Genomic DNA, 14,445 nt, shown 5'->3' on the forward strand with positions numbered 1-14,445 from the left:
TAGCACCGTGTAGAAGTCAATCTAAATATACTCTTCATTGCATAACTGGTCTTACTCATGCGTGGATTTTATAACCCTCTATGTGCTTGTTCGCTTGAAGTAGCGAAAGAATTTTCTGAATACCATCACGTTACCGGAGATGGTGAGATTTATCAGACTTCGTTAATGAGTGCTTTGATCGCTGGTGTTTACGAAGGCTCGACAACCATAGAAGAACTGCTAAAACATGGGGATTTTGGTTTAGGTACGTTCAATGAATTGGATGGTGAGTTGATTGCGTTTGATAAGGAAGTTTTTCAACTCAAGTCGGATGGCTCCGCAAACCCGGCAGACCTGGCGCAAAAAACGCCCTTTGCTGTCATGACTTTTTTTAAGCCTGATATCGAGCTGCCACTAACATCGCGCATGTCACGTCATGAAGTCCATAGCCTCATAGACGACATGGTTCCAAGCGATAACCTATTTTGCGCAGTGCGCATTGATGGCGTTTTCGATTCAGTTCGTACTCGTACCGTACCTAAACAAACACGCCCTTATCGACCAATGCTTGAAGTGGTCAAAGAGCAACCAACATTCCGCTTCACGCATAAGCAAGGCGTGGTCGCCGGCTTTCGCAGTCCTAAATATACGACTGGCATCAATGTGCCCGGCTATCACGAACACTTTATTACTGATGACCGCCAAGGAGGTGGTCATATTCAGGATTACAGCATTTCGTCAGGGTTCCTCCAGATTGGCAAAGTCTCGCGGCTAGTGATTGATACCCCGGTATCGACAGACTTTCTCAACGCCAATTTGGCTCCGGAAGATATAAATACCGCTATAGAAAAGGCGGAAAAGTAACAAAGTCAGGCAAATAATAAGGACAACAAATGCAATCCAAATCTTCAAATAAGAATGGAGCTCAGTTGATCGCTCAACAGCTAGAGTCTCTCGGCATTAAGTACATATTCGGTATTCCCGGTGCAAAAATCGATCGACTGTTCGATGCGATTGAAGACACTAACATCCAAATGATTCCGGTACGCCACGAGGCTAACGGCGCATTTATGGCGGGCGTTATGGGAAGACTAACCGGCAAAGCAGGCGTCACCATGGTTACGTCAGGTCCAGGCTGTGGAAATCTAGTTACGGGGGTGGCAACAGCAAACTCCGAAGGCGATCCGCTGATTGCTATCGGTGGTGCAGTGAAACGAACTGACCAGCAAAAACAAACACACCAGAGCATGGATACCGTCAGTATTTTTCGCTCTATAACCAAGTTCAGTGCTGAAGTGCAGCATGTGGACGCCGCAAGCGAGATCATGGCGAACGCGTTTCGTATCGCAGAGTCAGGTCGTCCTGGGGCTTGCTTTTTGAGTCTCCCCCAAGATGTTTTATCCGAGCAAACCCAAACGGACATTATTGTCCCCTCGCCTTACACACAGCCTGGTTGCGCAGACATCGCAGCAATCGAAGAAGCGGTCAGTCGAATCAGTAAAGCAAAGCGCTGTGTGGTTTTACTTGGCCTTCACGCGAGCCGCAGTCAAAACGCTGCTGCTATCGCCCGATTTCTTCAAAATACGCAGCTACCCGTTGTCGGCACTTACCAGGCCGCCGGCACGGTAGACATCAATTACTATCATCACTTTGCTGGGCGTGTCGGTTTGTTTAATAACCAACCTGGCGATGTTTTACTGCGGGACGCCGATTTAATTCTCACCATCGGCTTTAGCCCAATAGAGTATGACCCTGAGCTTTGGAACAGCCACCGCAACCCAGTGATTCACCTCGATATTGAACCAGCAGAATACCAACTTAATTATCAACCTTGTGTTGAAATCGTCGGAAACATTGCGCAGTCATTAGACAAAATGGGCAGCTATATCTCTGAATATGCTCGCCTTTCCCCAACGGCACTTTCAGTACTGGAAGAGGTAGCACTGCAACGGCAAGTGATCAAGACCTATCCCAATGTCTATAACAAGCAAGGGTTTCATCCACTGGCGCTAATTAAAGCCATGCAATCTATCATCACACCAGATACCACGCTATGCCTTGATATGGGGAGCTTCCACATCTGGATCGCTCGTTACTTAAGCTGTTTTCGAGCTCGCCAAATGCTGGTGTCTAACGGCCAACAAACGATGGGCGTTGCACTGCCATGGGCCATTGGTGCCAGCCTACTAAAACCTGGTAGCAAAGTGGTATCGATATCGGGAGACGGCGGTTTTATGCAATCGAGCATGGAGTTAGAAACCGCGGTTAGACTGAACTGCAATATCGTCCATATTGTGTGGGTTGATAACGCCTACAACATGGTAGAAATGCAAGAGATCAACAAATATCAGCGCTGCTCTGGTGTGAAATTTGGACCAATTGATTTCAAGGCGTACGCCGAATCATTTGGCGCGAAAGGCTTCGCAGTGACTAGTCAACACGAATTGCTACCGACATTGAATAAAGCCATGGACGTTGAAGGACCAGCAGTGGTGGCTATCCCCGTAGATTACAGCGACAACGACAAACTGATGTTGCCGCGCACAGAGAAAAATCAAGATCCCGTTTTTGTAAGTTTCGAAGGAGAAATCGCATGAGAGGATTAAAAAATAAAGTCGCACTCGTCACTGGTTCTGCCAATGGTATTGGTTTGGCCATCGCAAAACGTTTGTATGAAGAAGGCGCAAACGTCGCTCTTGCCGATTGGAATGAAGAGCAGTTGGCAAACGCCGTTGAGGGCTTTGATAAACAGCGTGTGTCTGCGCATTCTATTGATGTTTCTGACCCAGAAAAAGTCGCAGCACTGATTTCTGATGTTGTTACCCGTTTCGGTAAACTGGATATTTTAGTAAACAATGCTGGCGTACATGTCCCTGGTTCCGTGATTGAAGGTAGTGTGGAAGACTGGAAGAAGATCTCTGGTGTAAACATTGATGGTGTTGTTTATTGCGCGAAGTTTGCTTTGCCTGAACTCTTAAAAACGAAAGGTTGTATGGTAAATACCGCGTCCGTTTCCGGTTTGGGTGGTGACTGGGGTGCCGCATTCTATTGCGCGAGTAAAGGCGCAGTGGTGAACCTTACCCGAGCGATGGCATTGGACCATGGTGCGGAGGGCGTAAGAATTAACGCCGTATGCCCAAGCTTAGTAAAAACCAACATGACGAACGGCTGGCCGCAGGAAATCCGCGATAAATTCAATGAGCGCATTGCGCTCGGCCGAGCCGCCGAACCTGAAGAAATTGCGTCCGTCGTGACTTTCTTGGCAAGTGATGACGCATCTTTCATTAATGGCGTAAACCTACCTGTAGACGGCGGCGCCACCGCATCAGATGGTCAACCTAAAATAGTATAAGCATGAAATAGACAGATCAGTAAGAGACGTTCTACTACCTTTCGGATCGATGCTGATCTGTCGCTTTACGCTCTGAGCACATAACCCGTGCCAGCAATAAACTCAACCACTCAACCGCTGTTAGAGATATCTCAACAACTTAAACCAGCAACGAGAAATTAATGTTTCACACAAACCGACAAACTATGTGAGCATTCCATCAGACATAGAGTGAAGACTTATGTATCAGCGATTCACAAAGAACCAGACAGTTTCCGCGAATACTTTCTAAAGAAGTCTCAGTGACGACTAACACTTCTGCCACACCATCCATTGCTCTCTGCCTTTAAAAACCTCAACACTGTTTGCCACCACTGAGGACTTCACAAGTTCAAACGTGGGCTCTAGAAAAGATGCCAGTTCCCCACTTCGCAAACAAAATGGAGGGAAGCGAGAGTGGTAATCATCATCTATAACGAAATAACCAATTAACAAACCGTCTCTTGGCAGCAATTTATCCACCATAGAGAAATATTCTGACCACATGTCTCTCGGTAGTGCTGCGAGAAAGGCCCGCTCGTAAATGACATCAAACGAGTGAGAAAAATCGGCATTAAATACATCACCCAATACGACTTTATCTTTGTAGTTACCTAACGTTGATTGCGCCATTTTTACCGCTTCTTGGCTGTAATCCATCGCGATCACGTCATGCCCATATTGAATAAAAGTGCTCAGTTCATAAGCGGCACCACACCCAGGAATAAACACTGACTGGCCTACATGAAGTGAATTGTCGAGATAATCCTTGAGTTCTTGAGGTGTCGATTGGGCATCCCAAGGCATAGTGCCTCGGATAAACAAATCATCCCAGAATTGTGTGTTAATCATTGGTGCCTGTTTCATTTACCCGCTCCCTGATTGCGGTAGTAAAAAATAAAGGGATACGCAGCGCAATGTGGTATCCCTTTTCTAGCCTTTTGTCTGTACGTTGTTAGTTTTTTATGACAACCACTTTCTACTGCACTTATGCCACCAATGAGTTAACTGCGAAGATCATTGATTAACGGCTGCTCCACTTGGTTCGGTACAAACTGGACATTGCCTTTCAGTTTGGTGACAGACTGAAGTGTCGCTTGAATGTCCTCTGCCGAGACATGAACATCATGACAGCAGAAAGTAATGGCATCGTTGAAGCCATCGCGCTCAATTTTCAAGGAGCCTTTAATATCGTGGCGACGACAGACTTCTTGGATCTGATGCGGATAAACAAACAGCCCTTTTACTTTCACCGCGGAGTCTGCTCGTCCCATCCAGCCCTTAATTCGTGCATTCGTGCGTGAAGAATCAGAACTAATCTCTAGATATGCCGATAAATCTCCCGTTGCGTAGCGAATCAGCGGGAACTTCTCATCAAGCGACGTTACAACGACTTCACCGACTTCTCCCGGTTGTACAGGAACACCATCAGGATCAACGATTTCAACAATAATATCTTCGGCAATCACTAATCCTTGTTCACCAGACACTTGATAAGCAATCAAGCCAAGCTCTGCACTTGCGTAGGCTTGAAAGACTGCAATGCCTTTTTCCTCAAACATCTGTTGCATGTCTGCTGTAACCGCTTCACCAGAGACCAGAGCTTTCTCAAAGCTAGGCTGCTCATCGTATTTCTCTTGGTACTTTTGTAGCAACGTCAGCAAATACGAAGGTGTACCAGTGTAACCATTAGGTTGAAGCTGTTTAATTGCCTCTATTTGCGCTTCGGTATTGCCTACTCCAGCCGGAAATACCGCACAGCCACAAGCCCTTGCGCCACCATCCATAATAAATCCGCCAGGAGAGAAATGGTAAGAGAGCGTGTTATGCACTAAATCACCCGCACAGAACCCAGCAGCGTGAAACGCGCGCCCCATACGCCAGAAATCGGCCTCATCCGTTTGAGCCTCATATAAAGGCCCAGGAGACTGAAAAACACGCGCCATTTGACCAATGGCAACGCTATTTAAGCCACCAAACGGCGGTTTAAGTTGCTGCTGATTTGGTACATTGAACTTACGTGTAATCGGGAACTGAGCAAGCCCTTCACGATTGTTTGCCAATGTAGGCTCTAACTCAGAAAAATGCGCTGCGTAATGTTCGCTATTGGCTTTCGAATTCTCAATCAGCGCTGGCAAACGTTGAAACAGCGACTCTTCTCGCGCCTGTAGAGACAACGATTCTTTCGCATCAAATAGTTCGTTCATCCTTGCTCCTTACAACCAACGCTTACGACGTTTGTAAGATTTCAGATTCTTAAAGCTCTTGCGATCTTCATCGCCTCCGCCAAGGTAGAATTCTTTTACGTCTTCATTGTTTAACAGTTCGTGCTTGCTGCCATCTAGTACGATTTTGCCTGATTCCATGATGTAACCGTAATCGGCCGCTTGAAGAGCGAAGTTGGCATTCTGTTCAACCAAAAGCATGGTAATGCCTTGCTCTTTGTTGATCTTGTTAATAATGCTGAATACTTCTTTAACTAGCAGCGGAGAAAGCCCCATAGACGGTTCGTCCAACAAAATCATCTTCGGTCGAGCCATTAACGCTCGGCCAATCGCTAACATTTGTTGCTCACCGCCAGACAAATAGCCCGCCAGGCCAGTGCGCTCTTTGAGTCGCGGGAAATAGTCAAACACCATTTCGATGTCTTGTTCAACTTCGTTGTCAGTGCGTGTATAAGCGCCTAAGCGAAGATTTTCTATTACCGTCATATCTTCAACAATTCGGCGCCCTTCCATAACTTGGAAGATGCCCGAACGGACGATCTCTTCCGGGCTTTTGTTGTCTATACGCTCGCCCATGAAGTTGATTTCGCCGCGCGTCACTTCACCATCTTCGGTTTTCAATAAACCAGAAATGGCTTTCAACGTTGTGGATTTACCCGCACCGTTGGCGCCCAGTAAGGTCACAATCTGCCCTTTTGGAACTTCTAAACTCACACCGCGAAGTACTAGTATTACTTCGTCGTAGACGACTTCAATGTTGTTCACTGAAAGCAGTATTTCTGCCGGTTCGATATTCGTTGCTAATTCAGCCATCAAGCTACTCCTTGCTAGGGTGAGAGTGTTCTCTCACCCATCCTTATTTTCAGTAAGCTTTGTTATTAATAAGTCGTAGATTAGTAACCTAGCCAATCGTCACGACGTGACAATGTCACCTGAGATACTTTCTTAATATCAACTGCGCCGCCATCGTTGTTGCCCATAAAGACGTTCACGGTTGTTGTGCCTCGGTGATCTTCCGGTTTCCAGTTCGCAGGGACACAAACACCTTCTAAGCCTTGTGGTACCCAGTTGTCATGGACATACATGCCCTTCTTGATGTTTTCACCTGTGATACCACCGTTGTCTTTCGCCCACTCCATCGCTTCTTTCATATAGAACGCAGAACAAATACCGCGAATGTAATGGTGAGTTCTGAATTCGCCCGGCTCTGATTCAGACTGCTTAGAAATCTCACGAACCAGCTTCATGCCTTCGTTATCGTCTCCCCAAAACGCCGTCATACCTGGGAAAACGTAATCTTTAAGGCCATCGCCTGCTGCTTCAAGCACTGGCTTGTCGCCGCCCCAAATGTTTGCCATGTACTGGAACTCTGTCCCAACCGTGTTACAAGACTTCACTAGTGAGATAACCGAGCTACCGATATTGGCAATGTAACCGTAGTTGGTGCCTGACTCTTTCAGCGACAAACATTGCGCTTTGAAGTCCCCTGGTTTTAGTGACACAACGACTGGGTTTTGCACATCAAAACCAAGCTCTTTGGCGTACTCTGCACACGCTTCTTTTGGCGCATTCGGGAATGGATGGTTATCGCCAATGTGCGTAAATTTCGGCGCACCTTGATTGCCCTTAGATTCCCAATCTTCTTTCGCCCACTTAACTAGCGCACGGCACGCATCTGAGTACGACGCACCATAAAAGAAATTATAAGGCGCTGGTTTCGCGGTTTTTGGGTTTTTGCCAGTTGGGTCAGTTAAGTGACCAGAGTAAGAAGCAGAGAACACCGGCACTTTGTCTTTGGTAACAAACGAAATAAGTGCTTCGGTATCCGCCGTACCCCAGCCTTGCAGCGCAACCATGTCTTTACGCGCCACCCAACGTTTATAGTTAGAAATCGCCACTGGTACTTTGTACGCCATGTCTACTGTTTCAAATTCGAGCTCGGTACCGTTAATGCCACCGTTTTGGTTAATCCAACGCAATGCGTCTCGCACGCCAGAACCATAAGGCTTGCTCACATAGGCCGTTGGTCCAGAAAAATCGACTAATTGTCCGACAAACACAGAATCTTTTGCCCAAGTTGCGGTAGTAAACAGTGCAGATGACAGCACCAACGTTGTCGCTAAATGTCCTTTGTTCATAACTCGTTGTCCTTGTTATTGAGGTATATTCCACGTTAATATGAGAACGGATAGTGTTTCCAATATGCTCGAATCTGTTGCCAGCGATGCGATAATCCTTGAGGTTCGAAAATGAGGAACAGCATGATGACTAAACCAATCGCCATTTCTTTGAAGTAAGCCAGACCATCAGTGAAAGCGGTGGTATCACCAAACGCTGAAAGCCCCGTTACGCCAAACTCTAAAACTTCAGGCAGCAGTACGATAAATATCGTCCCCATCAGCGTACCTTTGACTGAGCCTAAGCCACCAATGATGATCATTGCCAAGAACTGGATAGACATCATGATGGTGAAGCCTTCTGCTGATACAAACCCTAGATAATGTCCGTAGAGTGCACCCCCGATGCCCGCATAGAATGCACACACTCCAAATGAGAGCAGACGATACTTGGTTAGGTTGATGCCCATGATCTCTGCTGATAGATAGTGATCTCGTACTGAGACAAACGCGCGACCGTCACGAGAACGGATTAAGTTTGATGCCCACATATACATGAAGATCAGCGCAAACAGAGCGATATAGAAGAAGCTTTCGTCAGTCGTAAACTCAAAGCCAAACAAATTAATTGGGTTCGCGCTTGCACCGTATGAGCCGCCACTGAACCAATCTGCGCGAGCAAAGAAGTCCTCTAGAATAAACTGCGCCGCCAACGTTGCGATAGCTAGGTATAAACCTTTAATTCGAGCCGCTGGCAGACCAAACAGCATCCCCACAATCATGGTTAAGTAACCCGCAAGCGGAATCGCAAACACGACTGGAATGTTAAACTGGTTATTTAACCAAGCCGATGCAAAGGCGCCAAAACCAAAGAACGCACCGTGACCTAGCGAGATTTGTCCGGTAAAACCAACCAGAATGTTTAAGCCCAATGCCGCGATACCGAGGTATGCAATCTGAATAAACAGGTTTAGGAAGTAAATATCCAAGACCAGCGGTGCTGCCAGCATGGCGATGACACCTGCAATCGCAAGGCTTCTGATGGTTTTGGTTTCAAAAATTGGCGTATCGCTTTTATATGTGGTTCGAAAATCCCCACATGGGCGCATGCTAAGTTGAGCCATGTTATTTCTCCTTAAATACGCTCAATATCTTTGGTACCAAACAGGCCATATGGCTTGAAGGCAAGAATGATTAACAGCACATAGAATGGTGCGATGTTGTATAAGTTACCCACTTGCAGGTATTGGCTATCAAAAAACTCAGCCAAGTTTTCTAGCACCCCGATGGTAATACCACCGACAATTGCGCCGACTACCGAATCTAAGCCACCTAAAATAACGGCTGGGAAAACTTTGATACCAATAATGGATAGCGCGTCAGATACGCCGTTAACGATACCGATAACAATCCCTGCGGTTGCAGATACCATTGCCGAAATGGCCCAACTGATGGCGAACACTTTCTTGATGGAAATGCCAAGACTCTGGGCTACTTGCTGGTTAAATGCCGTTGCGCGCATTGCCAGACCCATTTTGCTGAATTTGAAGAACCAGTAGAACGCGCCCATGATGAGCATTGAGAAGATCAAGCTCAGAATGTAAGCAAACTCAACATTCAAACCTCCGATATTCACCACGTTGGTTTCGAACACTTGCGGGTACGACACAGCAGAGACACCGAATATCCACTTCATCAGCGCTTGGAAAAACATCGATAGACCAATGGTCACCATGATCACAGAGATAATCGGTTCACCAATCAACGGTCTGAGCACAATGGTTTGCACGGCGATACCAAAAATCATCATGAACGCGAGCGTGAGTAAAAAGCCGATAAAAAACGGTAACTGTAGGTGTACCAATGCCGCCCAACATACCCATGCGCCAATCAACAAGAACTCACCCTGAGCAAAGTTGACCACCTGGGTCGATTTGTAAATCAATACAAAGCACATGGCGACAACGCCATACAACATGCCAACGATCACGCCATTAATGACGAGTTGCAGTAATAAATCCGTATTCACTATGCGATCCTCCGTTGTTCGCTATCCACTAGTGTTGGCTCATGCTCGATAAGCGTTTCAATAACTAGCGACGTTTGAATGCGTGTTTTAGTGCCATCTTGATAAGTGATCACTGTATCGACATCGACTTTTGGATCGTCGCTGTAGATGGTTTCGATGATGTCTCCGTATTTCTCTGCAACCACACCACGGCGTACTTTACGTGTACGAGTTAGCTCTCCATCGTCGGCATCCAGCTCTTTGTAAAGTAGAATGAATTTGCTGATCTTCTGTGCATCCGGTAGGGATTCGTTCACTTTTTGAACTTCTTCACGAATCGCTTGGTACACTTCTGGTTGAGCAGATAAGTTGGTGTAGTTGGTAAATGCCAAGCCGCGTTGCTCTGCCCACTTCGCGACGATCGCATAGCGAATACAGATGATGGCAGACAGCCAAGGTCGACCTTTACCTACCACCACGGCTTCTGCAATAAACGGTGAAAACTTGAGTTTGTTTTCGATAAACTGTGGCGAATAACGGTCGCCATGGCTGGTTTCCGACATATCTTTCAGACGATCAATCACGACCAAGTGACCGGAATCTTTAAAATAGCCCGCATCGCCTGTGTGCATCCAACCATCTTGAACATCTTCATCATATGCTGCTTGGTTGTTTAAGTAGCCAGTAAACATGCCTGTACTTTTCGCGATGATTTCACCAACGCCATTGCTGTCCGGGTTGATGACTTTCACATCTGCATTATCAAACGCAACACCAACGGAATCGTAATCCACATCATCCGCTTGGTGCACGGTGTATGCGCCACACATTTCGGTCTGACCATAAAGCTGCTTAAGTGGTACACCAATAGCTTGTAGGTAACGGAAAGTGTCAGGCCCCATCGCCGCGCCGCCCGTTGCAGCAGATGTTAGGTTCGAAAAGCCTAAACGGTCTCGCAAAGCACGCAAAAGAATCCATTCGGCGAGTTTAGAACGTTTGCCCTGCTCTAACGCTTTGTTGGCTAAGCTCATGCCCAGTTTGTACATCTTTTGCTTAAACGGTGTCGAATCCATCATTCGTGCAGACACGTCTGCCACAATGTTTTCCCACACACGTGGCGCTAACAGCACAAAGTTTGGACCGATTTCACGCAAGTCGGACATCATGGTTTCTTGTTCTTCCACAAAGTTAACGATTTGACGAGAAATCAACGCCTGACCAACCACGTAAACCTGCTCCATAATCCAAGGTAAAGGCAGAACAGAAACGTAGTTGTCGCCTGGGGAACGAGGGTCTGCACGCAAGTAAGCCGCACAGTGATCCAAGAACGTGCCACTGTGTAGCTGAGCCAATTTTGGTTTAGAAGTCGTACCCGACGTTGTACATAGAATTGAAAGATCGCTGCCTTTGGTTTCAACAACCATATTGAGATATTTGTCTGGGTCCGCTTTATCAATCAGCTGACCTTTTTTGTAGACCTGTTCAACATCAATCAATCTTGGATCATCGTATTTACGCATTCCACGAGGATCGCAGTAAATAATGTATTCAACGCTAGGAATTTCATCACCAAGCTCAAGCAGCTTGTCGCATTGCTCTTCATCTTCGGCAATCACGACTTTTGCTTTGGCATAGTTGATAAGGTACGCCACCTCTTCGTGCATAGAATCTTGATAGATGCCCAGCGAGAAACCTTTGATCGCATGTGCCGCTAACTCGCCCCATACCCATTCCGGGCGGTTATCACCTAGCAAACCAACGACATCTTGCTCACCAATACCCAAATCTTGTAGTGCCAATGCCATCCACTTGACGCGGTTTTCATAATCCTTCCAAGTGAACTCTCGCCATATACCAAACTCCTTTTCACGCATTGCGACTTGTTCGGGCCAGTTCTTGGCATTGTGTTGCAACACTTTTGGAAAGGTATCTAAGCGGGTTATATCTGCCCAATCATTATGTTGCTGTGCCATTATGCACTCTCCTCTAATGTCGGTAGCTCTTCGCCTAAGTACGCTTGTTTCACATGTGGGTTGGCCATCACTTCTTCAGGCTCACCTGTAGCAATGTGTTTCCCGAAATCCAAAACCAAAACGCGATTAGAGATGTCCATGACCACGCCCATGTCGTGCTCAATCATGATGATCGTGATATCTAATTCTTCATTCAGATCCATGATGTAACGTGCCATGTCTTCCTTTTCTTCCAAGTTCATACCTGCCATTGGTTCATCAAGCAGCAGTAACTTAGGTTTTAAGGCAATGGCACGAGCAAGCTCTACACGCTTACGTAAGCCGTAAGATAGCGTGCCTGCAGTCGCTTTTCGGATGTGCTGGATTTCTAGAAAATCGATCACGTCTTCCACATATTTGCGGTGCGCCATCTCCTCTTTCTGCGCATTGGAGAACCAATAGAGTGGCCCCGTGACGAAGTTGTTTTTCAGTAGGTGGTGTCGGCCAACCATGATGTTGTCCAGTACCGACATATGAGAAAAGAGCGCTAAGTTTTGGAAGGTTCTTCCCAGCCCTAACTCAGCTCGTTGGCTTGGTGTACGTTTAGTTACGTCATCTCCAGCGAAGATTACAGAGCCTTTGTTTGGTGTGTATCGACCAGAGATACAATTGAGCATTGAGGTTTTACCTGCACCGTTTGGACCAATGATTGAAAAGATTTCCTTTTCATTCACATGGAAGCTCACGTCAGTTAGAGCTTTAACCCCACCAAAAGCCAATGAAATATCGTTTACCTGCAACAGAGGCGATTCCGATACCATAGTTGATCTCCCTTTCGTTATTTTAAGTGCGTTCCATTGAGCACTATTTGATCAAACCTAACTTTGATACTGGTAACCGCTTTTACACCTATGCATCAACTTTGTATTCAGTTTACGTAAACGTCAATTTAAAATCAGAATAGTGCCTGAAAGATTAAGTTGCAATCGAGTTCATCGAGAAAGATTTGAACTAACGCAAACTTTAAGTAAATAAATTGTTAATAAAAATTATTCTCAAACGCTTACATATTTGGATAGTTCGGACCACCACCACCTTCTGGCGGAGTCCAGGTAATATTTTGACTTGGATCTTTGATGTCGCAGGTCTTACAGTGGATACAGTTGGCCGCATTTATTTGCAGCTCTGGCTGCTGCTCCCCCTGTACGATTTCATACACGCCAGCCGGACAATAGCGCTGTGCTGGCTCTGCATATAATTCAAGGTTCTGCTCAATAGGGATCCGCTGGTTCTCCAGTCGTAAGTGGCATGGTTGATCTTCCTCATGGAAGATATTGGATAGATAAACAGAAGAGAGGCGATCGAAACTTAACACGCCATCAGGCTTCGGATAGACAATTTCATTGCTGCTTTCCGCCAATAACAGAGACTGATGATCAGGCTTATCACAGCGGATATGCCACTTAGCTTTGCCTTTTAATACGTTATGTTCCAGCAGCGCTAAACCACCGCCCAGCCACGATCCAAAGCGGTGAATGCCACTTGAGAAGTTACGTGCTTGATAAAGCTCTTCATACAGCCAAGACTGTTTGAAATGCTTTTGATAATCAGCAGTAACTGACTGACTCTCAAGGGCTTCACATACTGCTTCAGCGGCAAGCATGCCAGATTTTATTGCCGTGTGTGTGCCTTTGATTTTAGCGCCGTTAAGTGTTCCTGCATCGCATCCAATTAATAAACCACCAGCAAATTGCTGAGTGGGAAGCGAATGAAAGCCACCCTTGGTGATCGCCCTTGCGCCATAGCTAATACGCTTCCCATTTTTGAGGTATTGCTCAATCAACGGGTGGTGTTTAAAACGTTGAAACTCATCAAATGGACTCAAGTGCGGATTCTTATAATTCAAGTCAACAATCAACCCGACGGCAACTTGGTTTCCCTCTAAATGGTAGAGATAACTGCCACCTGTAGCTTCATTTGATAGCGGCCAACCTAATCCGTGCACTACTAAACCTTGCTGATGCTGCTCTGATGGGATTTCCCACAGCTCTTTAAAACCGATAGCGTAATGTTGAGGCGTTTTCTCTTCAGCAAGATTAAATCGGTTAATCAACTGCTTACCAATATGCCCCCGTGCGCCTTCAGCAAATAAAGTAAACTTCGCTCGCAGTTCAATACCAGGTTCGAAATTTCCTTTTTGTTCACCATTTTTGTCTAACCCCATATCGCCCGTGATCACGCCACAAACACGACTATCTTCATCGATGATCGCTTGACTGGCGGTAAAACCTGGGTAGATCTCCACCCCCAAGTTCTCAGCCTGCAACGCCATCCATCGGCATAGACTGCCCAAACTTATGATGTAATTACCTTTGTTATGTAACGTATTAGGCACCGCCCAAGAAGGCAGTTCATGACCATTGATGTCATTGCCTAGATAGTAGGTTTTATCTTGGTTTACTTTGGTATTGAGCGGAGCGCCTTTCTCTTGCCAGTCGGGAAAAAGCTCATCCAAACTTCGCGTTTCAAACACCGCACCCGATAAAATATGCGCTCCAACTTCAGAGCCTTTTTCTACCACGCAAACAGAGAGGTCTTGTTCTTTTTCTGCTGCTAATTGTTTGATTCGGCATGCCGCAGACAAGCCTGCGGGACCTGCGCCTACAATCAGAACATCAAATTCCATGCAGTCTCTTTCCATGATTGCATTCCTTTTTCTTTGCATGTTGCCAACTTGTTAATCAACAATATATTTAAAGTTGACGCAAACGTAAAGGTAAATTAACATCATTTT

At 46.1% G+C, this 14,445-nt stretch carries 12 protein-coding genes; 3 read left to right on the forward strand and 9 right to left on the reverse strand.

Annotated features, from left to right (window positions below; all coding sequences use genetic code 11):
- Window positions 1-57: 57 nt before the first annotated feature.
- Genes budA through R7P72_RS01885 form a run of 3 tightly spaced genes read left to right on the forward strand, consistent with a single transcriptional unit; the run spans window position 58 to window position 3,331 of the window.
- Window positions 58-843, forward strand: a complete 786-nt coding sequence (budA, locus tag R7P72_RS01875; protein WP_005373273.1) for an acetolactate decarboxylase — start codon at window positions 58-60, stop codon at window positions 841-843.
- 29 nt (window positions 844-872) lie between these two features.
- Window positions 873-2,576: an acetolactate synthase AlsS gene (gene alsS / locus R7P72_RS01880; RefSeq protein WP_005373275.1), complete on the forward strand. Its 1,704-nt coding sequence runs from the start codon at window positions 873-875 to the stop codon at window positions 2,574-2,576.
- Entirely contained in the window at window positions 2,573-3,331 is a 759-nt protein-coding gene (locus R7P72_RS01885; RefSeq protein ID WP_054574665.1) for an SDR family NAD(P)-dependent oxidoreductase, read from the forward strand. Before alsS ends, R7P72_RS01885 begins: the two co-directional genes overlap by 4 nt.
- A 288-nt stretch (window positions 3,332-3,619) precedes the next feature.
- Here the strand turns inward: R7P72_RS01885 and R7P72_RS01890 are convergent, their stop codons facing one another.
- The 9 genes from R7P72_RS01890 to R7P72_RS01930 form a co-directional block, all read right to left on the reverse strand.
- Window positions 3,620-4,216: a methyltransferase domain-containing protein gene (locus R7P72_RS01890; protein WP_213907003.1), complete on the reverse strand. Its 597-nt coding sequence runs from the start codon at window positions 4,214-4,216 to the stop codon at window positions 3,620-3,622.
- 137 nt (window positions 4,217-4,353) lie between these two features.
- Window positions 4,354-5,556: a phenylacetate--CoA ligase family protein gene (locus R7P72_RS01895; RefSeq protein ID WP_213907002.1), complete on the reverse strand. Its 1,203-nt coding sequence runs from the start codon at window positions 5,554-5,556 to the stop codon at window positions 4,354-4,356.
- Between the two features lie 9 nt (window positions 5,557-5,565).
- Entirely contained in the window at window positions 5,566-6,387 is an 822-nt protein-coding gene (locus R7P72_RS01900) for an ABC transporter ATP-binding protein (RefSeq protein WP_005373283.1), read from the reverse strand.
- An 80-nt stretch (window positions 6,388-6,467) separates the two neighbouring features.
- Window positions 6,468-7,712, reverse strand: a complete 1,245-nt coding sequence (locus tag R7P72_RS01905; protein WP_005373285.1) for an ABC transporter substrate-binding protein — start codon at window positions 7,710-7,712, stop codon at window positions 6,468-6,470.
- 35 nt (window positions 7,713-7,747) lie between these two features.
- Complete coding sequence (locus tag R7P72_RS01910) at window positions 7,748-8,815, reverse strand: branched-chain amino acid ABC transporter permease (protein WP_005382737.1); 1,068 nt, start codon at window positions 8,813-8,815, stop codon at window positions 7,748-7,750.
- 11 nt (window positions 8,816-8,826) lie between these two features.
- Window positions 8,827-9,720: a branched-chain amino acid ABC transporter permease gene (locus R7P72_RS01915; RefSeq protein WP_005373295.1), complete on the reverse strand. Its 894-nt coding sequence runs from the start codon at window positions 9,718-9,720 to the stop codon at window positions 8,827-8,829.
- Complete coding sequence (locus tag R7P72_RS01920; protein WP_054576076.1) at window positions 9,720-11,672, reverse strand: long-chain fatty acid--CoA ligase; 1,953 nt, start codon at window positions 11,670-11,672, stop codon at window positions 9,720-9,722. The genes R7P72_RS01915 and R7P72_RS01920 overlap by 1 nt, the downstream gene beginning before the upstream one ends.
- A complete protein-coding gene (locus R7P72_RS01925; protein WP_005373297.1) occupies window positions 11,672-12,472 on the reverse strand; it encodes an ABC transporter ATP-binding protein in 801 nt (266 codons plus the stop codon). The genes R7P72_RS01920 and R7P72_RS01925 overlap by 1 nt, the downstream gene beginning before the upstream one ends.
- A gap of 242 nt (window positions 12,473-12,714) precedes the next feature.
- The gene (locus R7P72_RS01930) at window positions 12,715-14,352 is read right to left on the reverse strand and encodes an electron transfer flavoprotein-ubiquinone oxidoreductase (RefSeq protein WP_005373299.1); all 1,638 of its coding nucleotides are present in this window, start codon (window positions 14,350-14,352) and stop codon (window positions 12,715-12,717) included.
- Window positions 14,353-14,445: the final 93 nt, after the last annotated feature.

The sequence above is a fragment of the Vibrio sp. Vb0888 genome (genome assembly GCF_033338835.1).
Lineage (GTDB): Bacteria > Pseudomonadota > Gammaproteobacteria > Enterobacterales > Vibrionaceae > Vibrio > Vibrio alginolyticus.

What these genes read in the sequence shown, in the direction of transcription:
- budA (WP_005373273.1), top strand. Translation starts at nt 58, where the DNA reads ATGCGTGGATTTTATAACCCTCTATGTGCTTGTTCGCTTGAAGTAGCG.
- alsS (WP_005373275.1), top strand. Translation starts at nt 873, where the DNA reads ATGCAATCCAAATCTTCAAATAAGAATGGAGCTCAGTTGATCGCTCAA.
- R7P72_RS01885 (WP_054574665.1), top strand. Translation starts at nt 2,573, where the DNA reads ATGAGAGGATTAAAAAATAAAGTCGCACTCGTCACTGGTTCTGCCAAT.
- R7P72_RS01890 (WP_213907003.1), bottom strand. Translation starts at nt 4,216, where the DNA reads ATGAAACAGGCACCAATGATTAACACACAATTCTGGGATGATTTGTTT.
- R7P72_RS01895 (WP_213907002.1), bottom strand. Translation starts at nt 5,556, where the DNA reads ATGAACGAACTATTTGATGCGAAAGAATCGTTGTCTCTACAGGCGCGA.
- R7P72_RS01900 (WP_005373283.1), bottom strand. Translation starts at nt 6,387, where the DNA reads ATGGCTGAATTAGCAACGAATATCGAACCGGCAGAAATACTGCTTTCA.
- R7P72_RS01905 (WP_005373285.1), bottom strand. Translation starts at nt 7,712, where the DNA reads ATGAACAAAGGACATTTAGCGACAACGTTGGTGCTGTCATCTGCACTG.
- R7P72_RS01910 (WP_005382737.1), bottom strand. Translation starts at nt 8,815, where the DNA reads ATGGCTCAACTTAGCATGCGCCCATGTGGGGATTTTCGAACCACATAT.
- R7P72_RS01920 (WP_054576076.1), bottom strand. Translation starts at nt 11,672, where the DNA reads ATGGCACAGCAACATAATGATTGGGCAGATATAACCCGCTTAGATACC.
- R7P72_RS01925 (WP_005373297.1), bottom strand. Translation starts at nt 12,472, where the DNA reads ATGGTATCGGAATCGCCTCTGTTGCAGGTAAACGATATTTCATTGGCT.
- R7P72_RS01930 (WP_005373299.1), bottom strand. Translation starts at nt 14,352, where the DNA reads ATGGAAAGAGACTGCATGGAATTTGATGTTCTGATTGTAGGCGCAGGT.